General features: G+C 53.7%; 6 protein-coding genes. All 6 read right to left on the bottom strand.

All coding sequences use genetic code 11. The annotated features are described in order from the left end of the window. Positions 1–5: 5 nt before the first annotated feature. The gene (locus tag TY10_RS05140) at positions 6–977 is read right to left on the bottom strand and encodes a cysteine peptidase family C39 domain-containing protein (RefSeq protein WP_042161244.1); all 972 of its coding nucleotides are present in this window, start codon (positions 975–977) and stop codon (positions 6–8) included. Next, positions 946–11,130 (bottom strand): non-ribosomal peptide synthetase, encoded by a 10,185-nt coding sequence (locus TY10_RS05135; RefSeq protein WP_081735117.1) that lies wholly within the window; start codon positions 11,128–11,130, stop codon positions 946–948. Before TY10_RS05135 ends, TY10_RS05140 begins: the two co-directional genes overlap by 32 nt. Before the next feature lie 12 nt (positions 11,131–11,142). Next, the gene (locus TY10_RS05130; protein WP_042161241.1) at positions 11,143–11,946 is read right to left on the bottom strand and encodes a CPBP family intramembrane glutamic endopeptidase; all 804 of its coding nucleotides are present in this window, start codon (positions 11,944–11,946) and stop codon (positions 11,143–11,145) included. Continuing rightward, positions 11,943–12,752, bottom strand: coding sequence for a CPBP family intramembrane glutamic endopeptidase (locus tag TY10_RS05125; RefSeq protein ID WP_042161238.1), 810 nt, complete (start codon positions 12,750–12,752; stop codon positions 11,943–11,945). Before TY10_RS05125 ends, TY10_RS05130 begins: the two co-directional genes overlap by 4 nt. Next, positions 12,749–13,603, bottom strand: a complete 855-nt coding sequence (locus tag TY10_RS05120; RefSeq protein WP_042161236.1) for a CPBP family intramembrane glutamic endopeptidase — start codon at positions 13,601–13,603, stop codon at positions 12,749–12,751. The genes TY10_RS05125 and TY10_RS05120 overlap by 4 nt, the downstream gene beginning before the upstream one ends. A gap of 67 nt (positions 13,604–13,670) precedes the next feature. After that, complete coding sequence (locus tag TY10_RS05115) at positions 13,671–25,823, bottom strand: non-ribosomal peptide synthetase (protein WP_042161234.1); 12,153 nt, start codon at positions 25,821–25,823, stop codon at positions 13,671–13,673. Position 25,824: the final 1 nt, after the last annotated feature.

Here is a 25,824-nt window from a genome sequence, read left to right as displayed (position 1 = left end):
TGTTTTTAAGCGCCCGCGGCAAGAGTGGTCCAGAATGCTTTTTCCTTTGCGAACAAATCGCCTGCGAGTGCCAGCTCTCTGCTGCGTTCAAAGTCCCCTGTCACAAAGCGATCCTTCACTGTATCCCATCCGTCGCTAATTGCGCCAAGCTGACTCGACAGCGACTCATGCAACACTTCGCCGATCAGGTTCTTCTCACGCATGGAGCGAAGCAGCGACATATTAGCGATATGCCGGTTACAGATGATGTTGACGCCCACAAGACCATAGGTCAAATGAGCTTGTCTTTTCTCCGGATCAGAATCTACATTCCACATGCCCTCAATCGAGAACTCGCTAAGCTCCTCCGCCAGCCTCTCCGCATTTTGTACCACCTCAGCCAGCTTCAACTCGTAGGGCAGAATCTTATCCGCCAGGTTGTATACGTAGAAGGCTGGACCCAGATAGCTGGGGTTTACATTGTATTCTGAATTGCCATAGGCCTTGAGCAGCCTCTCCTCAGGCACCTCATGCTCTTCATAGCCAGCAAGCGTATCGTCAATGACGTAGAAGACACCGCGTTCCTTGTCGTATCCGTTAAACAGCGAATAATGATACCAATGGAATTTTTTCCAGGCCATACTCCCTGGCAGCCAGTCAAATAAATCAACGTTTACACTCAAGCTGCGTCCGCCCTCGAGCATGGCTCTGATCTCATCCAGTACCGTCTCCTTACTGCGGAAATGACCGGGTTCGATATAGCGGATCACCTGCGATAACGGGAATCTGGCTGGATCGTCCATATAATACAGGGTGTCAATGGTCGGGTAGCGGAAATCTTTGTCCGTTGCAGCAGTCCAAGGATAGTAACGGTAAATGTTCAAGTAGGCTGCATCTCTGTAGCTGGGCTCCTCCGACACCGCAATGGAAAACGCCTGATTCAGCATGCAGTTCATCCAAAACTCGTTAAACGGTTTCCTTTTCATTGACAGCTTCATTATTCGCCGCCTCCCTAAGCTCAGAATGTGGGTTCAAGCTCACAGCACTGATTTTTTTTCTTGCTCCGTCGTCAATCATCGCGCGCAGAATGGTCATATAATCATCCGCCAGCTCCCAAACGGTCTCTTCACGGAATAGACTTGTCGCATACTCCAGCGTAAAGCCGATCCTGCCGTCTCGTTCGACTGATTCAAGCGTTAAGTCGAATTTGCTGACACCAGGATCGAACTCCTTGGGTTCGAATTCGGTGCCGCCCGAACGATAAGCAACACGATCGATATTTTGTAAAATAAACATGGTATTAAATAACGGATTACGGCTATGATCCTGCTCGATTCCCAGCTTCTGCACCAAATCCTCGAATGGATAATCCTGATGCTCCAGCGCTTGCAGCACATCCTCATGCAGCTCTGACAAATAATCGCCAATGGTACGGTACGATTCAGGGAAGCTGCGAATCGCGACCGTATTGACGAACATCCCAATCAGCCCTTCCAGCTGTACATGGCTGCGGCCTGCTACCGGCGTACCGATAATGATATCCTCTTCCCCGCTCCATTTGCTCATCAGTATGGAATAAGCTCCAAGCAGTACCGTATATAAGGTCGTGCCGCGCTCTCGCGCAAATGCCTTGATCATCAGACTCTGCTCCTCATCCAGTCTGAAGTTGATCAGACTGCCCTTGAAGCTTTGCAGTTCCGGTCTTGGCAAGGCTGTCTTGAGCTCTAGCAGCGGCAGCTCCCCTTCGAACGCCTGCAGCCAGTACCGCTCATGCTCCATATAGACCTCATTGCCGATGCGTTCTTCCTGCCATACCGTGTAATCCTTGTACTGGATATCCATCTCAGGCAGCTCGCCGCCGCCGTATAGCGTCGTCAGCTCCTGGAGCAAGACGCTAACCGAGACGCCGTCGGTAATAATGTGATGAAAGTCCAGCAGTAGCAAATGGCGTTCCTCGCCAAGCGCAAGCAATCCGGCACGGAATAGCGGGAGACTGCCGAGATCAAACCGGTGGATAAAGCGCTCCATTAACGAGCTGATTCCGTTAAACAAGCCTTCGTCGCCGCCTTCTGCCAGCATCTTGCCGGCAGCCATTCTCAACCTGGCGCCTCGCTCCAGCGTAAATACCGGCTCCGCATGCACACGCTGACGGAACTCGTCCTCCTCGTGATGAAACGTTGTTCGGAGGGATTCATGACGCCTGATCATCTCAAGGAAAGCCGCCTCCAGCCGCTCCACATCGAGATTGCCTTGCATATGCACGGCGAACGGAACATGGTACATTTTTGCCTCGCCCGAGATCATCCCCATCATAAATTGACGACGCTGCGCCCGGGACATCGGGTAATATTCGCGCTCCGGCTGCTTTGGAATTCGCGTAGCCTCCATCGTGTCGCTAGTGTCCAGATGGCCCGCCAGACCTTCAAGTGTAGGATTCATAAAAATATCACGCAGCGGCATCTGTACGCCAAAGCGTTCCGCAATTCGGCTGACCATACCCGCCGCTTTCAGGGAATGGCCGCCAAGCTCGAAAAAGCTGTCCTTGGCGCTGATGACATCTGTACCGAGCAGTTCCTTCCATATCTCCGCCAGCTTTCGCTCCGTATCCGTCGATAGCGGAACCAGCTCACGTGTGCCTAAGTCTGCAGCTCCCGGTGCAGGCAGCGCCCTTCTGTCGATTTTACCCGTTGGTGTAAGCGGTATGTCATTCAGAACGATCATAAAGGCCGGAACCATATAAGAAGGCAGCTTGTCCCCCAAATATTCGCGCAGCTGTGCGATCAACTGACCCGATAGCTCGGCACCGCCGCCTTGCTCCACATCGGCTGCTGTCGTGTTTTGCATCATGACGACATACGCGCAAAGCGCATATTCCCCGTCCTCTTCCTGAAACGCAGTGACGACCGTCTCCCTCACTTGCTCATGACGGAGCAGCAGCTGCTCAATTTCGCCAATTTCAATCCGGTGCCCTCTGATTTTCACTTGGAAATCGCGGCGCCCCGCATAAGCAAACTCTCCATTTTCAAGCCTGCGTCCAAGGTCACCTGTGCGATACATTCTTTTGCCTGGCGCATACGGATTCGGCACAAAAGCGACATCCCATTCAGGATGGCTAAGATATCCTCGCCCGACACCTGGCCCGCCAATGCAAATTTCGCCAGTCACGCCTGTTGGCTGCAGCTTCATTTCATCGTCTAGCACCAGCATGACAGAGCCTTCAATCGGTGTACCAATGGTAATGTCCTCGCCTTCGGTCACCTCCCGGATGGAGGTCCACACCGTCGTCTCCGTTGGTCCATACAAATTAAATAATCTGGCGCCAGTAGCGGTGCGCAGCCTGCCTAGCACATCAGCTGTCAGCGGCTCCGCCCCGATCATCAATATGCGCAGGGCTTGAAGGCCGTCCGTTTTGCCCAGCTGATTCATCCACCATTTGAAACGCGACGGCGTAATTTGCAGCACATCAACGCCGTGCGTATGGATCAGACCTTGCAGTAAGGCAGCATCGCTCCGTTCCTCATCGTTCGCAAGTACAATCGCCATACCCAGCGTCAGCGGAAGCAGATTTTCAACGACAAAAATATCAAAGGATACCGATGCCATTGCCAGAATCCGCTGGCCCTTCTCAAACGGAATTCGATTCCGGAATCCGCTGATGAAGTGCGCCAGCCCCCGATGCTCGATCATTACGCCCTTGGGACGCCCTGTCGATCCGGACGTATACAGCACATATGCCAAGTGCTCTGGCCTATGGACAACCTCAGGGTTGCCTCTGTCCGATGCATACAGCTCCGGATCATCCAGGTACAACTCGGCAACGGCGCTCGTTAGGAGTCCGGCATATGCTTTTTCCGTCAGCAGAAGCGCTTCGCCGCAGTCCTCAAGCATCCAGTCAATTCTCTCTTTCGGGTAAGCAGGGTCAATGGCGACATATGCGCCTCCAGCCTTCAGAATACCCAAGATGCCGACTAACAGCTGCGGACTGCGGGACGCCATCAGTGCAACAATACGCTCATTCCCCACACCCTTTGCCATCAAAGAATGGGCAAGCCGGTTGGCACGCTCATTGAGCTCAGCGTACGTCATCTGTTCGGCACCGAATTGAATCGCCACCGCATCTGGCGTGCGTGCTGCCTGACGCTCCACCTCCTGCACGAAACCCGTCCATTCTGGCGCGACTTGCGTGGAAGCTGGCGCTTTTTCTTGCTGGTCCATCATGCCTTCTTCTGCCCGAATTTCCATCCCACCATTGCTCCCCTCTCTACTCGCTGCCTGGACCGTTCTGCCATCTCCGGTCAACAGAGCCAGCAATTGTTCTCGCTCGCTTTCACTCATCAGTTCCAGCTCGCCTAAAGTGCGGTCCTGCGATTTGCACATCTCCCGCAAGACTACGGTATAGCTCCCTGCCATGCGGCGCGCGGTTTCCTCATGAAATAAATCCGTTGCATATTCGAGTTGAAGCTCAATCTCAGATTCCCGCTCCACCGCTTCCAGAGTCAGGTCGAACTTGCTTGTCCCTGACTCGAACGGAATTTCGACAAAGACGACATCCCCGGCTTCCATCGCCGACCGGTCCATATTTTGCAAGATAAACATGGTGTCAAACAAAGGATTCCGGCTTCTGTCCCCATCTGCCCCCAACCCTTCGACCAGATCCTCGAAAGGATAGGACTGGCGCGAAAGCGCCTCTACGACATGGTTATGCAGCTCCGTCAAATAAGCCCGTACCGTCTTATCCCTTGCAGGCTCGGTCCGCAATGCCAGTGTATTGACGAACATACCGATCATGTCATGTGTATCGGCATGTTCTCTTCCGGCCGCAGGGGTGCCTACAATGACTTCAGCCTGCCCGCTGTATTTCGCCAGCATTGCGGCATACGTGCCAAGCAGCACTGTATAAAGCGTCGTCTTTGCTTCCCGAGCCAGCTTTCGCGCCTCTGCCGTAGTTGCTGCATCCAGGCGGAACAAATGGCGGCGGCCCTTATAGCTCGGAAGAGACGGACGCGGCTGGTCTCCCGGCAGTTCCAGGACAGGAAGCTTACCTTCGAAAACATTCATCCAGTAACGTTCATGCTCCGCATAAGCTTTATTTGCAAATTCGATTTCTTGCCACACCGCATAATCACTGTACTGAACACGAAGCTCCGGCAGTGACTGTCCGGCATACAGATGCGACAGCTCTTTGACTAACAACCCGGAGGAAACGCCGTCTGTAATAATATGATGAATATCAAGCAGCAGCAGATGATCCTCCTTATTCAGCTGCAGCAGTCCTGCTCGCAATAGTGCCGGCTTATCCAATTGGAACGGTCTCTGGAAAAGATTCATCAGCCTTGTCACCGAGGTACTGTCAGGCAGTTCCCGCAGTTCTTCGTCCCCGGTTAACATAGAGCGATCCAGAACCTCCAGCTTGAATTCATACGGCAGATGAACCATTTGCCTGAACTCGTCCTTGTTCAGATGGAAGCTTGTCCGCAGGCTTTCGTGACGGCCGATAAGCGCTGTAAACGCATTCTCCAGCCGAATAGCATCCAATTTGCCCTGCAAGCGGAGCACGAATGGCACATGATACATTGTGGCTTCTCCGGCCAGCAGCTGCATCATATATTGACGGCGCTGAGCGCGTGACATCGGGTACCAATCCCGGTGTTCTGCCTCCGGAATTGGGTGAACTGCGGGGTTGCCTTCCCCATTAACGCCGTCGCGATCCTTCAGCCATGCTGCCATTTCCGCAATGGAGGTGAGCTCGAATATGAGGCTAAGCGGAACTGCGGCGCCTGTCGCCTGCTGCAGCTTGCCTGCCAGCACGGCAGCCTTTAACGAGTGGCCGCCAATCTCGAAGAAATCGTCATGAATTCCGAATGTCCCAGCCGACTGGCCTAGTACTTCCTCCCAAATAGCGGCGATTCGCTCTTCCAGCTCGTCTCGCGGCAGCTCTGTACTTCTCTGTTCCCGTTGCCCGAACTCAGGCTCCGGCAGGGCGCGCCGGTCTACTTTCCCGTTCGGCGTCAACGGTATCTCGTCAATCGACACAATATAGGCTGGAATCATCGCCTCGGGCAGCTTGTCCTTCAGCTTTCTTCGCCATTCCCGGGAAGAGAGCTTCTCTAAAGCGACCACATAGGCGCACAGCTCCTTGTCGCCGTTTGTACCCTCACGGACAACTACAACTGCATCCTCCACTTCGGGAAGAGACAACAATTGTGAGCGGATCTCATTCATTTCAATCCGCACACCTCTGATTTTTACCTGTTGATCAGCCCTGTCCACATACATGACGTTTCCGTCCGGCAGCCACTTCGCGATATCGCCGGTGCGATACATGACTCTTCCCTCACTGTACGGATGCCGCACAAAGCGTTCGGCTGTCATCTCCGGCTTGTTCACATAACCATGGGCAAGACCGCTTCCTGCAATGTACAGCTCACCAGTTGCACCAATAGGGGCAAGCTGACCGCCATAACCAAATATATAAATGTCGACATTGTGCATCGGTCCGCCGATCGGCACATAGCCGCCCCCATAAGCGCCTGGCTTATAGGCATACATATTGGAGCAAACCGTCGCCTCTGTCGGGCCATAGCCATTAATAATCTGAATCTTGGGATTGAGATTTGTATACAGTTCCAGCGTTTCGTCTTTAATCGGCTCCACACCAACGAGCATTTTGTCCAATGTCATCTTGGCAGCCGATTCCTTGAGCAGCCGCGCTACCTCTCTAAGCAGAGACGGCGGCAAATAAGCGAATGTAATCCGCTCTTTCTGAATCACCTCAGCCATCTGCCGCGGATCAAGCAATTTCGGCTCCGGATAAAGCACGGTGCAAGCCCCGAACATTAGCGGCATAAACAGCTCTGCTACACTGACATCAAACGAGATATTAGTCAGGCTGAGGCATCTGTCTCCCGGACCATATTGCCCATTAAAAAACGTCCGGAGCGAATGTCCAAAATTGTAGAAGCTGCTATGCGGCACTATAACGCCCTTCGGTTGACCTGTAGAGCCGGAGGTATAGATGACATACATGGGATCGGCGGCAGACTGAGGTACGGTTGCAGCTGCATCGTCTATTCCGAAGAACAGTGTCTCATCCGCAAGATCCAGTACCTGCAAGGCAGGCGGTATTATAGCCGCGGCTTCGGGGCGCGCACCGTCCGTGAACACCAGCCTTGCACCGCTGTCCTCAAGCATATAGAGAATACGCTCCTCGGGATAATGCGGATCTACGGGCATATAAGCGCCACCGGCTTTCATAACAGCGAGCATAGCAGTCAGCATGGGGATGGAGCGCTCTGCCATGATTCCGACTACACTGCCGTTCCCCACACCTTTGGCGCGTAAGGTTCCCGCCAGTTTATCGGTTCGCCGATCCAGCTCAAGGTAGGTCAGGGATTCGCCGCCACAGGCTACGGCCGGCAGGTCGGGAACGGACGCCGCCTGTTCCTTGAAGCAATCATGCAGACAGCGCGGCTGCGGAAAGTCGGCTTCGCGTCTCCCCAGCGCCCGCATATGAAGACGCTCCTCCTCCGTCAGCATTTCTGCAGCACCAAGCAGAGTGTCGGGACGGAGAGTCAAGCTGCGCAGCAGCTGTACATAATGCCGTATAAACCGCTCGGCTGTCTCACGGTGAAACAAATCGGCGCTATATTCAACAACAAGCCGCAATTTCTCGCCATTCTCCACCGCTTGAATCATTAAATCGTATTTGGCCGTACCATGCTCAAAACGCTGATGGCGATAGGACATTCCTTCAGACGAAGAGTTTGGTATGCCGAGGTTCTGCATGATGAACATCGTATCAAATAGCGGGCTGCGGCTGGCGTCCCTTCTGTCTACCCACTGCGCGATTTCCTCGAATGGATAGTCGGCGTGGGCGTAAGCACCTGTAGTGATCTCTTTCACCTCGGATAAAAAAGCGCTGAAAGACTTGTCGGCACGCGGGTAAGCGCGCAGCACCAGCGTACCGGTGAACATGCCTGTAATGGCTTCCAGCTCACGTCTGTTCCGTCCCGCAATCGGCGTACCGACCGCAATATCGTCGGCTCCGGTATAGTGCGCGAGGAACGTATAATACGCCGATAGCAGAACCATAAACGGGGTCACGCCACGTTCGGCAGCAAGGCTGCGCACAGCCGAAGCCAATCCGGAATCGACGTACACATCGAACGTTTCGCCGCGATTGCTTTTGACAGGCGGTCGCTTGGTATCGGCAGGAAGCGCAAGCGTCGGCCAGTCCCCCTGGCATTGCTCGCGCCAATAACGTTCGGCGTTCCCGGAAAGCGGCCTGCCCTCTTGCCATACTGCATAATCCTTGTGCTGCAGCGACAGGGGCGGCAAGGAACCCCCCTGATATAAAGTCATCAGATCAGACAAAAGAATGCCCGCAGACATCCCGTCGGATGCAATATGATGCATATCAAGAAACAGCATATGGCGCTCTGGGCCCAGCGTCAGCAAGGCTGCGCGGAGCAGCGGGGCCGTATCGAGGCTGAACGGCTGGAACAAGCTTTGCAGTACGCCGTCCGCAGCATCTTCATCGACCTCCATCGTAATCAGGCGGAAAGGAATAGCAGGATGAATACGTTGCCTGATCTCCCCGTCGATCACATGGAAGGTGGTGCGAAGACTCTCGTGACGCTCAACAATGGCTTGCAGGACAGCCTCCAGCCGCTCTGGATCAATAGCTCCGTTCAAGTGCAGCAATTCAGGCAAATTGTAGCTGCGGTCATCCGGCACCGCTTGCTGCTGCAAATACATGCGTTTCTGCGGGGATGTCACCGGATAGTGCTCCTGCAGCTCTGCCTTTGGAATCGGCTCCAGCCGAGCGCCGGACAAAGAGTAAGGCTCTTCGTGCCGGGCGTTCGTTATTAGCAGGGTTGCCGCGCTGCTCTCCTTAACCCGCTGCTCGATTAGGGCGGTAAACGAAGGCAGACCACTATGCCCGAGCAAATCGGCCGCCTGAACGCGAACACCTGTCAGCTCGCTAAGACGATTTACAATTTTGAGCGCAATAATGGAATCTCCGCCAAGCTCGTAAAAGTCGGCATTTACTGGCAATTCGTCATAACCAAGCAGCTCTCCCCAGATATCTGCAATACGCTGCTCCCATTCTAGGCCGGAGCGCTCTCCGGTTAATGCAATACCGCGCCGCGGACTCGGTTTTCCTCCAATCTGCTCCAGCGCTGCTTGCCATTTGGCAAACGTCTCGTTCATTTCTCGTTGAAGCTCCTCTGGAATATCCCCAGTAAGCGATTCACTGCTCCATGCGGCAAACGGTGTTTGAAGCGCCGATCGGCCGCGTGCTTCCTCCACCCAGCAACGGTGAGAATCGAACGGATAAGTCGGGAGCGGCAGACGCTGCCGTCGCTGTCCACGATAAATCTCCTGCCAGTTGATCTCGTCTCCGTCCACGTAACGCTGGGCCAATTTCAACCCTTTATTTTCCAATTCTTCTGGAAGATTATTTCCACCCACTGCCTGATCCACTGTCCCAAAACGGACGTTTGACGACACAATATTGGTAAGGCCGTTCTCGACGATGGCATTCAAGGTCTGAACAAGCTCTTCCAAGCTGGTTACCGCAATCGCCAGGCGATACCGATGAACTCCGCGCCCGACAGCCAAGGTGTAGCAGAGGTCGGCGAGGCTATGGCGTTCATCGCCATGCTGCTGCCCAGTCCAGTCCCGCATCTGCAGCACGAGCCGCTCCAGCGCCGTCATACTATGCGCGGACAAGCAGAACAGCTCTGCTCTGTCCGATGGACTTGATGGCATCCGGTCAGGAGCCTCCTCCAGCACCACATGGCAATTCGTCCCGCTCATACCGAACGCGCTAACTCCAGATCTTCTTGCTTCGCCGTCTGTCTCCCATGGCGTCAATTCGTCATTGACATAGACAGGAGAATCTATAAACGGGATGTTGCGGTTCGGTGAACGGTAATGAAGACTTGGCGGAAGCTGCTTATGAGCAAGCGACAGGACTGCCTTGAGCAGCCCTGCAATACCCGCAGCATGGTCGAGATGACCGATATTGGTCTTCAGCGAGCCGATAGCACAAAATCCCCGTTTATCGGTATATCGCCGGAAGGCGCGGGTAAGCCCGTCAATTTCGATAGGGTCGCCAAGCGAAGTTCCTGTACCGTGTGCCTCCATATACGTAACCGTCTCGGGATCAATGTCCGCATCCTGCCAGGCGCGCGCAATAACATCCTCCTGTGCTAGAGCATTAGGAGCGGTAATGCCGACCGAGCTGCCGTCCTGATTCATGGCACTGCCTTTGATGACGGCATAAATCGGGTCACCGTCCTCCTGCGCGCGGGCCAACGGCTTCAGCATCAGCGCAATCACGCCTTCGCCGATACCTGTTCCGTCTGCCGAGTCGTCGAACGTTCTGGCTCTGTTGTCACTGGACTCAATACCAAGCCTTATACCCGTATCCAGCGGCAGCAAATTAACTTTGACGCTGCCAGCTATCGCTGTCTCGCATTCGCCGCTGCGGATCGATTGGCATGCAAGATGGACCGCTACCAGCGAGGAGGAACAGGCGGTATCGACGCTGATCACCGGGCCGCGCAAATTAAGCAAGTAAGAAATACGGCTCGGTATCATGGAGCTCAGATTGCCGGGAGCCGCCATCGATAAGGCATCCGGGTCCAGTGCTTCAATCATCCGTTTGTAATCATGCAGAGCGTCCCCGTTATGGCCGATAAAGACGCCAGTGCGCGAACCATGCAGCGCATTTCCCCCATACCCCGCATTCTCAAGAGCTCCCCAGGCTGTCTGTAGGAATAAACGCTGCGCCGGACTCATTAGCGAGGCTTCCTTGGGAGAAAGCCGGAAAAAGGAATAATCAAAGCCTGAAATATCTTCAATATATGCCCCGTCAAAAAAGGAGACAGAGCCGTATTGCGCCTCCATACGACGCAAATACGGCTTCAATTCCTCCTTGCGGGAATCCGGAAAACCGGCTATCAGATCTTGGCCGCTCCGCAGCAGCTCCCAGAAGGCCTCGTGCGATTCTGCACGCGGCAGCTTGGCAGATATCCCGATAATCGCAATATCCTTGAGGGAAACATTGGAGACGGAGCCCCCGCTCCGCTCCTTCTTCCTTAATGTCTCTTTTTTGGAATCTAGCAAATCCAGTTGAAACATGGCGTCTTCCCCCTAGCTAGTAATAGAATCACTGACGACCTGTTCTATTCCCGCCCTTTCGCCATTTCTCCGCAGCAAAAGGGACACATGAACCGCGATGCCAAGTCCGCTGACCAGAGTTATTAATCCGAGCGTACCGGATTGCCAATCGCCTGCCCATTGCAGGACGATATACAAGGTGCCTGTGCTGCACAGATGGGCCGCAAGCGAGCCCCAGAGCGAACGAGAGCCGGTACGAACGGCACCGTATACAATCGCGCCCAACGCTGCAAATGCGCCAATCGTCACATTCATAAATACCGCGCCGAACATGACGGCCTGGAGCAAAACTGTCCACGGAACCGAAAGACGCTGACGCAGCGTATGGAACAGCATCCCTCTAAATAGCCATTCCTCCAGCAAAGACCCTAGCAGCAAGCTGCCGAGTACAAAAATAATCAGGCTGCCGCCAGCTACAAATGCGACCAGATCCGAAATCGCTGGAAAAGCGGTTTGAATCCACGGGAGACGGGTAAACGAAGCGATGAACAGGCCCAGCCAGACCCCCGTTCCTGCGGAGAGCAGCATCGATCCGCTGCGGGCAGGAGAAAAGCCCAAGTCCCTTAACGTAATTTTTTGCCAGCGCAGCAGCGGAAGATAGAGTCCCAGCACTATAATATTGGATACTATCAGCACAATGCCTGAATTGCTTTCAATCCAGTCTTTCAGCCCGGGGTCGCTGATCCAGTTATAAAGCACTTGATTTACAAGCATCACAATCGCTGCATAAATGACCAAATATAAGAGGCTGTTTCCCGCTATCCTTAATCCCTTCACGCCGACTTCACCGCCTCAGAAGGCGGCCGCGGAGAGATTGAAGAGCGATGCTTAACCGCAAGGAATATGCCAATTGTAATCATGGCGGCCGCCGTTGCCATTACGATGGACATCACGCTGACGTCTGTCGTCTCCGGCCCGTAGTGCCACAGAAGGTACTGGCTGCCTTGACAAGCAACTTGCGCGGCAATTGGAGCCCAGATGGATTTAAACCAAACATACAGCAGCGCAAAAATAACGGCACCGAGAAAACCATACAGCGAAAGCGGAATGTCTCCGAAGAAAAATAACGCTCCGTACAGCACGCCCTGAATCACAATTGCGGTCCATACCGGGAGTACGCGTCTGAATGTATTCATCAAAATGCCTCTAAACAACGTTTCCTTGTAAATATTTCCGAGAATCAAGAAAATCAGAAATACATACCATTCCGCACGATTTAGGTAATCAAACAATTCGCGGAACTTATACTCGTCCGAAGCAATGGCGGGCAGCCGGGAGAAAGCGACTGTAAACAGACCGGCGCCAAGTCCGATCCATAAAGCGATCGCCACCGATTTGCCGCTCATCACGCGGAACTTAGCTGCCTTAAACAAGTTTTCTTTGAATATGAACCTCCAGGCCAGCACCATGAGCGGCAACCCCACCAGATCATTTAAGATAATGACGGTTACTGTGTTTTGTTCAAACCAGGTGCTTCTGGGGTACACGTAATCGAAAAATAATGTCGTCGCCGTGAAAAACCATGCAAAATACAGACCGATCACAACGGCTGCCCGAGCCAGCATCATTCCCCATGCCTTCATGAAGTCAGACCCCCTTTTGTGCTGCCGCCAGTACGTTCGCTGATCCTGCTGTTGCCAGGGGTCCGCCAAACATAGACGGAACCTCCTATCAACGCAGCCAGACAGAGCGCTGTAATGATATACAGCCAAACGTCGCCCAGCTTGCCAAACCATTCGTAGAATCCAATGTATTTAAATAGAAAGATGGTGCTCATTGCCGTATTCTGTACCAGAATCGGTGCCCACAGCGACCCGGTGCGTAAATACAATACTCCATAAATTAGACCCGAACCGATGCTGATGACGGAAAGTGCTGCACTGGGCTGGAAGTAGGCGTAAGCCGCAGCCTGCAGTACCAAGGCTACATATACCGGCATAACCCTCCGAAGCTCATTAAAAATCAGGCCTCTGAACAATATTTCTTCAAATGCGGGACCAATCAAACCAGCGCCTAAAATGACGTACCAGATGGAATCTCCCCTGATCAGATCGTCGACCAGTGCAGGAATGGACGGAAACTGTTTCGCAATATCATCAATGACGATCAGTCCGATGCTGAATAGACTTCCTGCAAGCCCCAGAGCAATCATCAGCAAGACGCGCGAGGCACTCAGCCGCCTGAAGCCTGCTGCACGGAACAGGTTTTTTTCCGCACGGGGCCAGATCCATCCTTTAATACGGAAAATAATCACGTACACAAGTGTAATCAGCGTGAACAGAACGACCATAAACATGGCCGGGTTAACATCCAGAAACTTGGCGAAGTTCAGCGTCGCTTCGTAATTGTAAGTAGAGCGGAGCAGATAGAGCAGCGCATAAAAGACCCCGAGATAGAGCGCAATATTCCCTATCATGAACAATACTTTTTTCACAGCAAAGCTCCTTTCTTCCTTCTGTCAGATGTATCTTTGGGCTGGGCGCAGCCCGGTTTGGGACACGCTACTCCCTTGAGGCTGCACTGTCTGCTGCAGCGCGATACTGCGCAACCACGCCAGACAGCAGCTCCAGATAAGCAGAAGCCCATTCCAGCACCGCATCCTTGCTGAGGCGCCGAGCGTCGTACGCCCATACCCCGCCAAGCTCTAATCCTTCCACCCCGCTTGATGACGCAGCTCCATTCATATACAGCACAACATCGAATCGTTCTAGTAAGGTTTCCTGCTCTTGGAACCCATGCCGGACTGCTCCTGCAAATAACGGGAACAAGGTAAATCCGGCATCGGCTTGCGGCTGCTTTCTAATTTGCCTCGCGCTATAACAATCTCCTGCGCTCACTCGCTTGGCAGCATGATGCAGCAGCGTATCGAAATTGCGAACCTCCACGAAGTCGATTTCTTTCGGAGCAATCAGCCCGTTGTCCGTCATCGCTGGAAGCACAAGTCGGTTAATGCCAGACTCACCGCGCCAGAAGTACAGATATACGGCATAAGCCAAAGCTTCAACGGTCACCGAACGGGATATTGCAAGTTCAGCAAGCTCTTGTGAAACCATCGTATCCACTTGAAACTGAACACTGCCTATGCGCTCTGTGGTATAGCTGCTATTGACACAGTCGTCTGCTACCGGCAGGCCGCTCCAGCTCCAGCTTGCAAGCTCGCGGTTTCTCGACTCCAGATAGTTGGCAAGTGATAATATCGTCGGATAAGTGAACAAGTCTGTTACACCGAGAGCACCAGGGTACAAATCCTCCAGCCGTTGGTGCACTCTTACCAGCAGCAGCGAGTCTCCCCCCACATCGAAGAAACGATGATGAATGCCGAAGTCATCCCGATTCAGGATTTCGCGCCATACGGCGGTAATCGCCCTCTCGATATCGCTTGCCGCTTCGACGAACAGAGTACCGCTATCCGACTCAAGCTTTGGCTCAGGCAGTGCCTTACGGTCGATTTTTCCGTTTGTTGACAGAGGCATGGCTGGCAGCTCAATCACGGTAGAAGGAACCATGTAATCCGGCAGACGCAATGCAGCAAAATCCCGAAGTTCCCCATGATCCACAGCTTCGGAACCAACGATGTACGCACATAAAGCTTCGCTTCCGCTTGCATGGTTCCGCTTCATAACCACTGCTTCTGATACCGCCGGATGCTGAAGCAGCACATGCTCGATTTCCCCGCATTCGATGCGCTGCCCCCTTATTTTTACCTGATGGTCGATTCGGCCCAAATATTCAATTGTTCCGTCAGGCAACCACCTGGCAAGGTCTCCTGTCCGATACATCAGATTGCCTGCGGTATAAGGGTTTTCAACGAATTTTTCTCCTGTCAAATCAGGCCGTCCGATATAACCCCGTCCGAGGCCCGCGCCGGATATGCACAATTCCCCTGCAATGCCGACAGGCTGGAGCTTCCCTCCTTCGCTCAGGATATAAAGGGAGGTGTTATCGATTGGCTTGCCAATCGGCACTTGAATTGGAAGATCACCCTCCGAGCAATCGTAATAGGTGACATCCACCGTCGCCTCAGTTGGTCCATACAAGTTCACCAGCCTAGTATCGTATGGAATGCCGATTCGCTCGCGGAATCGCCGCACCTGATCGACAGTCAGTGCTTCGCCGCTGGCGAACACATACCTTAGGCTCTCCAGCCTAGCCTCGCCGCGCAACAAACCGGAATGCTCAAGAAATAAGTGCAGCATGGAGGGTACAAAGTGCATCGTCGTTACGCCATGCCGTTCTATCGTATCCAGCATCAGCACGGGGTTCTTTTCGCCGCCCGGAGGCAACAGGACCAGCTTGGCTCCCGCAAAGCTCCACCAGAACAGCTCCCAGACCGATACGTCGAAGGTAATCGGCGTTTTCTGCAAAATGACCCCGCTTGCGTCCAGTCCGTATTGCTTCTGCATCCAGCCGATCCGGTTAACGACCGAATGATGCTCGATCATGACGCCTTTCGGCAGTCCGGTCGATCCTGAAGTATACAGGACATAAGCAAGCGTACGTGAATCATGCAGCTTCTCCACAGGGGAATCGTCCTGCTCCTGTGCCAGTGCTTCATGAACGTCAATACATGGCACAAGCGTCTCCAATCCTTCTGGGACACTGCCCTTTGTCAAAACAAGCTTAGCTTCAGAATTGTCCAGCATGTAGCGAATTCGCTCCGCCGGCAAGCTCGGCGCAACAGGTACATAAGCTCCGCCCGCCTTCAGCACGCCAAAGATTGCAATCATCATCTCCAGACTGCGATCCATGACGATGGCTACACGCTCTTCGCGTTTGATACCTTGCTTTCTGATCGTCTGCGCCATCCGGTTCGACCTATGGTTCAATTCTGCATACGTCAATTGTCCAGTCTCAGCTACAACCGCAACGGCCTGTGGTGTCTGTACCGCTTGTCTCTCCAGATATACCTCTATCGTATCGCCGCTTGCATACGGCACTTCTGTACGATTAAATTGTCGGCTCATCATTTCCGCCGTCTTGTCGTCAAGCAGTCCGATTACTGCGAGCGGTATTTCCGGTTCAGCCAGTGCAAGACTGATAATACGGAAATACCATTCTGTCATTCTGCGTATGCTGTCTTCATTAAACAGTGCTGTCGCATATTCAATCGTCAAAGCTGTGCCTTTGGCTCCCTGATCTGCAATCTCAAACGTCAAGTCCAGCTTCGATACACGATTATCCGGCACCTGTGCTTCGAATTGCAGGGCATCCGCCGCTGCCTGTCCGGACTCCATATGCTGCATGACAAACATCGTGTCAAATAGCGGATTACGGCTCAGATCACGCGGTACATCCAGCATCGTCACCATGTGTTCGAAGGGAAGTAAGCTATTGTCCAGCGCCGCAAGCATCGTTTCTTTGATCTGCCAGGCGAAGTCTCTGAACGGCAGGTCGCCGGATGGCTCGCTGCGAATCGGAAGCGTATTGACGAACATTCCAACGAGAGACTCGGTTGCAGGATGGAATCGGCCAGCAGTCGGCGTACCTACAATATGATCGTCCTGCCCCGTCATCAGATGCAATAACGCATGGTAAGCAGCCAGCCAGATATGGAAAGGCGTAACGCCCCATTGCTCCGCCGCTGTGCCGATTCCCTGGGCAAGCTCTGCCGGAATTTGTACAGCAAGCTTGGCACCTTCGAAGCTTTGTTCTTGGGGACGCGGATAATCGGTCGGTAATTGCAGTACAGGAAGCATACCGGCTAGCCGGAATGCCCAATATTGCTCCTGCTGTACTCTCGCCTCCGAAGCCATCCACTCCTGCTGCCACACGGCAGCATCTTTATAATGGACAGCTAATGGCTGTAAGCTTCGGCCACGATACAGCTGCTCGAAATCACTCGCCATGACGTTCATGGATACACCGTCCGTGACGATATGATGCATGTCTAGCAGCAGCGTATGCCGACTTTCGCCGTCCGTCGCAAGAAATGCCCGAATTAACGGAGCCTTTCGCAAATCGAATGGTCGGACGACCGTACGTGCAAATATATTCAAATCTGCAGCCTCCAACAGCAAATGCTTGGAGAGTTGAAACGAAACACGATCATGAACATGCTGCGTCGGCTTTCCGTCTATCCAGTCAAAACTGGTGCGCAGCGGTTCATGGCGGTCAATCAGCCCTTGAATCGCCTCGCGCAGCCTGTCCTGATCCAGCTTGCCCCTTAGATTCAGAGCAAGAGGGAGATTGTAGGCTGTACTGTCAGGGTAAAGCTGCTGCAGCACAAAGAGTCTGTTCTGCGCGAGTGACAATGGGTAGAACGGCCGATCTGCTGCCCGGGTAATAAACGCAGGCCGATTAGGAGGCGCGTTGTCGATGCGAATCGCCATTTCCCTCAGCAAGGGGGCACCGAACACATCCTTCATCGCGAATGCCGTTCCATATCGCTGCTCGATCAAGCCCGCAAGCTGCGCGGCACGCAAGGAATGACCGCCCAATTGAAAGAAATGAGCGTCTCTTCCAAGCGCTGCTTGAGTGTCCGGCTCGCCGGCGTTCAGACCGAGCACTGTCTGCCAAAGCTCAGCCAACTGCTGCTCTGTCGGTGTAACCGGCGGCTCGCCGCCACAAGCCAACGAAGCAGCAAAATGCGGCTGAGGCAGTCGACCTCGGTCGACTTTGCCGCTCGGGCTAAGGGGAAACGCTTCCATCGCAATAAAATACGAAGGAATCATATACTCCGGCAGCAGTCCTTGAAGAGCAGCACGAAGGCTGCCTTCTTGCGCTAATCCACCGTCCGCTGTCACGAGATATGCGCAGAGCGACGGCTCTCCCGCAGCGTCTGTCACTGTCTTTACTACCGCATCGAGGACTTCAGCCTGCAGAAGAAGTGCATGCTCGATCTCGCCGCATTCGATGCGGAGACCGCGCAGCTTGACCTGATGGTCGAAGCGGCCCAAATATTCAATATTGCCGTCCGGCAGCCATCTTGCGCGATCGCCAGTCCGGTACAGCTTTTCTCCTGCGGTAAAAGGATTCGGAACAAAGCTCTGCTCCGTCAAATCCGGCCTGTTGTAATATCCTCGTGCAAGACCGGCACCGGCGATGCATAGCTCACCGGACACACCGATCGGCTGTGGTTTCATCCCCTCATCCACGATGTAGAGCCGGATGTTATGAATTGGCTTGCCGATTGGAATCGTACTTGCTTGAATGTCCGGACAATCATAATAACTGACATCGACCGTTGCTTCCGTCGGTCCGTACAAATTAATGAGTCGGCACCCACTGCCGCCACGATCCATCAGGCTGTAAAAGCCTGCAGCATGACGGGGCTTGAGAGCTTCGCCGCTCGCAAAGACGTATCGCAGGGAATGAAGCTCACCGCCTCTTCTGCTGTCCGCAGCATAGGGCAAAAAGACGCCGAGCATCGATGGCACAAAGTGCATCACCGTAACGGCCTGCTCTTCAATCGTGCGCAGCAGGAGCGACGGCTCCTTCTCCCCGCCCGGCTCCAGTAAATATAGCGAGGCGCCAGCAAAGCTCCACCAGAACAGCTCCCATACCGAAACATCGAATGTAATCGGTGTTTTTTGCAAAATAACGTCGTCCTCATTCAACGGATACGCCTTCTGCATCCAGTTCAGCCTGTTGATCACTGCGCGGTGTTCCACCATTACGCCTTTGGGTTTGCCGGTGGAGCCTGACGTATAAATGACGTAAGCCAAATGCTCGGAGCCAGCTTGAGACGGCAGGTTGACTTTTCCTTCACCCAATGGCAGCTCCGATGCAGCAGCAGCAAGGTCGTCCAAATCAAGCGTTTCGCCCTCGAAGTACGGGAGCGCATGCATCCACTTGGCTCCCGCCAGAAGCAGCTTGGCTCCACTATCCTCCAGAATGCCTCGAATCCGCTCAGGCGGATGCTCCGGATCGATTGGCAAATAGGCCCCGCCCGCCTTAAGCACTGCCAGGATCGTAATCATCATAGACAACGAGCGCTGAGCAGCAATCGGCACAATCGTTTCGATGGCAACTCCCTTGCTCCTTAGGACGGCAGCCATGCGCTCGGCACGGTCATCCAGCTCCTCGTAGGTCAGCGTGCCTTCAACCGACCGTACTGCCGTCCGATTCGGCCACCGACGCGCGGACTCAGCGAACCATCCGTGAATCGTTTGGTCCACCGGGTATGCATTCCCCGTATCATTCCATGCCGCAAAAGCCTCTTCTTCGATAGGCGTTGTCATGTCGACATCACCGCAGATCAGGTCAGGTCTGGCGGCCGTTTGCTCCAAAATGTAAAGCAGCCGCGCTGCCAGCCGTTCCATGGTGTCTCTATGAAATAATCCCGTATTATACTCGAGTTCTGCTCTAAGACCGCTTTCTCCATCACTGTAGAGATCAAGCTTGAAGTCCAGCTTGGATGTTCCGTGGCTGACGGACAGTGGCTCCATGCTCCAGCCGTTCCCTTGTACCGCCAGCTTCTCATCTTCGAACTGGTTGTGAAGAATCAGCATCGTATCAAATAACGGGTTGCGCGATGGGTCATGATGATCCCCCGCCGCCTCCATCATGTGCTCGAAACTGACATCGCCATGACTATATGCAGCAAGCAAACGTCCATGGGTCTCACCGAGCAACGCCGTGAACGGCATTTCATCTGCTACCTGCATCACGATCGGCAAGAACTGGTTGAACATGCCGATCATTCGGTCTGTATCAGGATGTGCCCGGCCTGCTGCCAAAGAACCGATTACAAATTCTGACTGATTTGCTGTTCCCTTGAGCAATAGTGCATATGCTGCAAAGAGCAGGCTGTTCAAGCTCGCTCCGGCGTTTGCAGCTGTCTCTTTCAGCTGCAAGGTGAGCGCCGCTGGAATGTGGAAGGTATACGTATCACCTGCAAATGTCTGGCGGTCGCCGCGCGGGTGATCCAGCGGCACATCGAGCGGTGCTGGCAGCTTTGCAAGCTGCTCCCTCCAAAATGCCCTGCTTGCTTTATCCTGCTCCGAGTCTGACTGCTGCGCCTGCCAATTGGCATAATCCTTGTAGTGAAGAGCTGGCGGCGCAAGCTCCGCTCCTTCGATAAAAGCAGTCAAATCCTCCAGCAGAAGCTTGACGGATATGCCGTCTGCAGCGATGTGGTGGATGTTGAACAGCAGATAGGCCTCCGCTCCTTCTGAAGCAGCCCGGCAATAGCAAGCGGCAAGCAGCGGTGCTGCGGTCAGCTCGAGCGGCTGGAAAAACTGTCTGGCGCATTCGAGCAGCGGTGTCTCCGTCAGTTCCGCCCTTTGAAGGACAAAGACAGCCGAATCATGCACAATCTGGGCAGGGACGCCGTCGATCCAATGATAAGAGGTTCGCAAAGGCTCATGCCGGTCGACCAGCTTCTGAAGCGCTGGCTCAATTCTGCTCTCATCCACCGTTCCTGATAGTTTAAGTACAAGCGGAATATGGTAAGTGAGTCCGATATTGGCCATGCTTTCTGCCAGAATCATGCGCCGTTGTGGCGGACTGAGCGGATAGGAGGCGGCTTTAGGTACACCAGTTATAGGCTCGTATGCTTCCTTTGCTGCCTTGTCGATCCAGGCCGCCTGCTCTCTGACTGTCGGAAGCTTGAAAATTTCCTGAAGCGGCATGCGCACCCCGCAATGCCTGTAGATAGCCGAGGTCAATGACGCTGCCTTCAGTGAATGGCCTCCATATTCAAAAAAGTGGTCCAGCACGCCAACTTTTTCGGCATGAAGCACTTCTTGCCACAAGCCTGCGACAATGATCTCAGTTTCTGTAGCAGGAGCTTCATGCTGGACTGTCCGCTCTGGCGCAGGCAGACTTTTTTTGTCTACCTTGCCGCTCCCATTCAGCGGCAGCTTCTCCAACTGTACAATGGCGGTTGGAATCATAAATGCAGGCAGCTTGCCGGTCAATTGGCTCTTCATACTTGCCTGCTCCTCGGCCTGCTCCGCAACAATATAGGCACATAAATACGGTGCGCCGTCATTCTCAATTAGCGTCACAAAGGCTTCCTTGACGCCCGTACATTCCAGCAGCCTGCTCTCAATTTCACCTAGTTCAATCCGGTAACCACGCAGCTTGACCTGACTATCGATACGGTCCAGAAACTCCAGATTCCCATCAGGCAAGCGGCGCACGAGGTCACCGGTTCTGTACACCGTTTCACCTTGGCGGAACGGATGCGGCCTGAATTTCAACGCCGTCTGCTCAGGTAAATTCACATAGCCTAATGCGACACCGTCGCCCGCAATCCACAGCTCGCCTGGTACCCAGTCCGGCTGCAATCGGCCCTGCTCATTCAGCACCAGTGTCTCTGAACATGCAATCGGCTTCCCGATTGGCACAGTAGCCTGTCCTTGTTCGCTCCATGACTCCGTAATTGGATAACAGCTAGCGAACACAGTCGTTTCTGTAGGTCCGTAAACATGCAGCAGCACACCTGGTCCAAGTGTGCGGAGTGCTTTACGGATATGCGGTACAGAAGCGCGCTCTCCGCCGAATAAAATATGGCGCAAGCCGCGCAGCGCCTCAAGCCCATGATCGACCAGCGTATTGAACAGCGCCGTGGTCACAAAAAATACGGTAATGCCTTTCTCTTCAATCAGCTCACCCAGCGACAGAACATCTGCCACTTCTTCCTCACCAACCAGTGTCAGCTTCGCACCGTTCAACAGTGCTCCGTACACATCGAAGGTTGAACCGTCGAAGGCATAATTCGAGAGCTGCAGCAGCGCATCATGTTCTGAAATATTTACATAATCGGTATAGACGGCAATCCGGGACACATTGCGATGAGTGGTCATAATCCCTTTCGGCTTGCCTGTCGAGCCGGATGTGTACATGACATAAGCGAGCGCATCAGCAGAGCTGTCGTTATCCAGATTATGGCCGGACTCATCGACCCGTCTCGTATGGAGTTCATCCATGTTGACGACATGGATGCTGTCACCTGCAGCTCGGTTGCTCAATTCTATCGTCTCAGCCGAAGCTACGATCACCCGCGCTTCTGTATCCTGCAGCATAAACATAATACGCTCTTCGGGATATTGCGGGTCGATCGGGACATAGACCGCTCCAGCCTTCAGAACGGCCAGTATCGCCGCAATCATATTCGGCGAGCGCTGCAGCAGCAGAGCTACCTTCGCCCCTGGTGTGATACCGCGGCTTTCAAGTATACGTGCGAAACGGTTGGCATGTTCGTTGAGCTCGCTGTAGGTATACGCCAGATTGCCCATTTCAACGGCAATTTTCTGGGGCGTCTCCCGTACTTGCCGTTCAAACAGCCTGTGCAGTGACAGATCTTGTATGGACACCGCAGATGAACGACTCCGCTGAAACAGCAGTTCCCGCTCTTGCTCATCGACAGGATCAAGCTCGCCAAGTGTCGAATGCGGCTGCGCGGCGACTGCCTGGGCGAGCGCTATATAATGCCGGGCCCACCCTGCAGCGGTTCGCTTATCATACAAATCCAGCGCATACTCCAGTGAAAATTCGATCCCTGCACCCGTATCCACGCACTCCCAAGTCAGATCGAACTTGGCCGATCCGCTGTCCATGGCTTGGCGGGTATAGACGACATCCTTGCTCCGCCACTCGGGCAGCTCCATGTTTTGGAGCGTGAACACCGAATCGAACAGCGGATTCCGCCCGTATTCCCGTTTCACATTCGCCAGCTCCGCTATTTCTTCATAAGGCACATCTCCATTGCCGAGTGCCGTCAGCACATTCACATGGACCTGCTTCAGCCAATGGTCGAAGCGAATACCGCTTTGCCCGTGCAGGCGAATCGGAATCATGTTGACGAACATTCCGACTACGCTTTGCAGCTCCGGCCGCATCCGTCGCGCGGCTGCCGTGCCGACTACGATATCGGATTGGCCCGAATATTTGGCGAGCAGCGTATAGTAAATGGAGAGCAGAACGGTATATAACGTTACCCCCTGACTTCTAGCTAATTCTCGCAGAGATTCGGCTAGCCCCGGCTCCAGCTCGAAGGCCTCAATTGCCCCGCGATAGCTTGGCGACTGCGGCCTTGGATAGGTGGAAGGAAGCGTGATAGACGGTACACCATCCCCGAAGATTTCTTGCCAGTAAAGCTTTTGCTGCTCCAGCCAGCCGCCGTTTCGACCAGCTTCCTCCCAAAGCGCTATATCCCCGCTATGAATGGACAACGGCTCAGCTATGTTTCCTTCATAAAATCTCATAAGGTCAGACATCAAAATACCCATCGACGTGCCGTCCGTAATGATATGATGCATATCCAGCAGCAGTATGCTTGACTCGTTCTCCATTCGGATAAGCTCCATACGCAACAGCGGTGCTTGCCCCAAAGAAAACGGCTGTAAGAAGCTACGCTGATACAGTATAAGTTCCTCCGCCGTCCAGCCGCTTCCGTCAACCACAACAAACGGCAGCTCGACCACCTGATCGATGCGTTGCATCACATGGTCCTCTTCCCGATAAAAGGACGTCCGCAGCGCCGGATGCCGATCGATCAGGGACCGCCATGCCGAACGGAATACTTCAATATCGAGCGGCCCCTTCACTTGAACTACAAAAGGCAGATGGTAATTGAGCAGCCCTGGATTCAGCTCTTCCAATAGGAATAGCCGTTTCTGCGCCAGTGTCGCCGGATATACCTTCTGCTCTACTGCTTTGGTTATGAGCGGAGCAGCAACAAAATCGGCGCTTGTACCCTCCTGCACCTTTTGCTCCAGCAAAGCGGCAAGCGAACTGACTTTATCATGCAAGAACAGCTCGGTAAGGGTAAGCTCAACGCCAAACGTCTCTTGCAGCCTGGCGGCAGCATATGCCGCCTTAAGCGAATTGCCTCCTTGTACAAGAAAACCGTCCTCACGGCTTATGTAATCCTTTTTCAACACTTCACGCCAAATGGACAGTATCCGCTGCTCCGTTCCCGAAGCCGGCTCCAGTCCGATATCCGAGTGTAGTGCAGCACCGTCTTCCACAGCACAGCGCTCTAATGCGGCTGCTGCTTCCAGCACGGCAAGATCGTCAAGCACCTCCGCAAATTCGCCTTGGCGCAGCGCTTCCGCCAATACATAGCGTTGAATTTTGCCGGAGGTCGTCTTAGGAATTCGCCGAACGGGGACAACATAAGCAACGTCCAGGCCCGCCGATCCGTTCAATATTCTTCTCACCTCGGACATCAGCGGTACGAACCCGCTGACCTTGCCGCGATGCTGAATAAAAACGGCGATCTCATCCCGTTTGGTCGTGTCATCCTGAACGGCTGCAATCGCTGTTTTCCCGATCTCTGCTCCCTTCAGAACGCTGATCAACGCTTCCAGGTCATGGGGATACACATTTTGCCCGTTGACAAAAATAACGTCCTTCAAACGGCCGGTCACATATAGACGCCCTTCCAGTTGAAAGCCAAGATCCCCCGTATTCAGCCACCCGTCCCGGGAAATCATCTTCTTGTTTACATCAGGCCGCTTATAGTAACCACTTGTAACATTGCCTCCCCTAATATGAATCAGGCCAATAATACCTGCTGCCGCAGCGTTCCCCGCTTCATCGCAAATGCGCACCTCACAATCTTCTACCGGGAAGCCCAGCTCGACGATCTCAATTGAGGTGTGATCCTCATGCTTGGCAATTCGTACAGGTTGTCCGACAGCCAGCGATTGGCGCTCAAGCTTAACACTGCTCAGATGCTCCTCTGTTCCAGGGAACGTCACAGCCAGACTCGCTTCTGCAAGCCCGTATACGGGGAAAATGCAATTCCCCTTTAGCCCGTAAGGCTTCATCGCCTTCAGAAACTCGCGGCAATGGGCGGAGGATATGGGCTCGGCTCCGTTAAAGATCAGCCGGACACAAGACAAATCCCAATCTGCCGATCCTTCCGGCTTCCAGTGCTGCAGAAAATGCACATAACCGAAATTTGGAGAAGAGAGGCAAGTCACCCGATGCTTATGTGTAAGCTCCAGCCATTTCATAGGATGAAGCACAAACGTCGAAGTCGGCAAATGCAGCTGATTCATACCGCCATACAGCGGCGACAGATGAAAGCCGATAAGCCCCATATCATGCGTTAGCGGAAGCCAGCTAAGCGAAGAATCACGCTCTGTGGACTTCGCGCCGCGGATAATGGCGGCCATGTTCGACAACAGGTTGCCATGCGTCAGCACGACTCCCTTTGGATCTCCGGTTGAGCCCGATGTAAACTGGATGAAAGCCGTATCCGTCTCGGCTGCGTCATGAAGATCAGCTTCAGGGCAGCCTTCATCTGCAGCCGCTGTAAGCACCTCTATAATCGACACGCTGCCGGACTCCAGCAGCGTCAGCGTCTCCCCTTCGCCGTGCTTCAAAGCATAGCTTTGAATACCTGGCCAAATCTCTTCATCACAGAGTAATCTTGGGTCTTCCAGCTGCTTGCATACCTGAATCAGCTTGTTGCGCCCTTCGTCCGTGCGCGCCCCCGTTACTGGCACAGGAATAATGCCGCCGAGTACGCAAGCCCAGAAGAGAAGGATAAACCGTTCGTTATTTTCCGTCTGCATGACGGCAAAGTCGCCTGGTTTAAGCCCCCGCTGACGCAGCAGATGGAGCGCCCTTCTGGAAGATGTAAGTAATTGCTTGTACGATAAGTAGCGTTCCTGACCGCTTTCGCAAAACAAAATTCCTGCATCGTTTTCCTTACGTGCCAGCAATACACCAGACAAATTACGGATGGATTTCATA

The organism is Paenibacillus gorillae (genome assembly GCF_000513275.1).
GTDB classification, from domain to species: Bacteria; Bacillota; Bacilli; order Paenibacillales; family Paenibacillaceae; genus Pristimantibacillus; species Pristimantibacillus gorillae.
The sequence above is the reverse complement of the archived record's forward strand: the minus strand, read 5'-3'. Positions and strand labels throughout refer to the sequence as shown.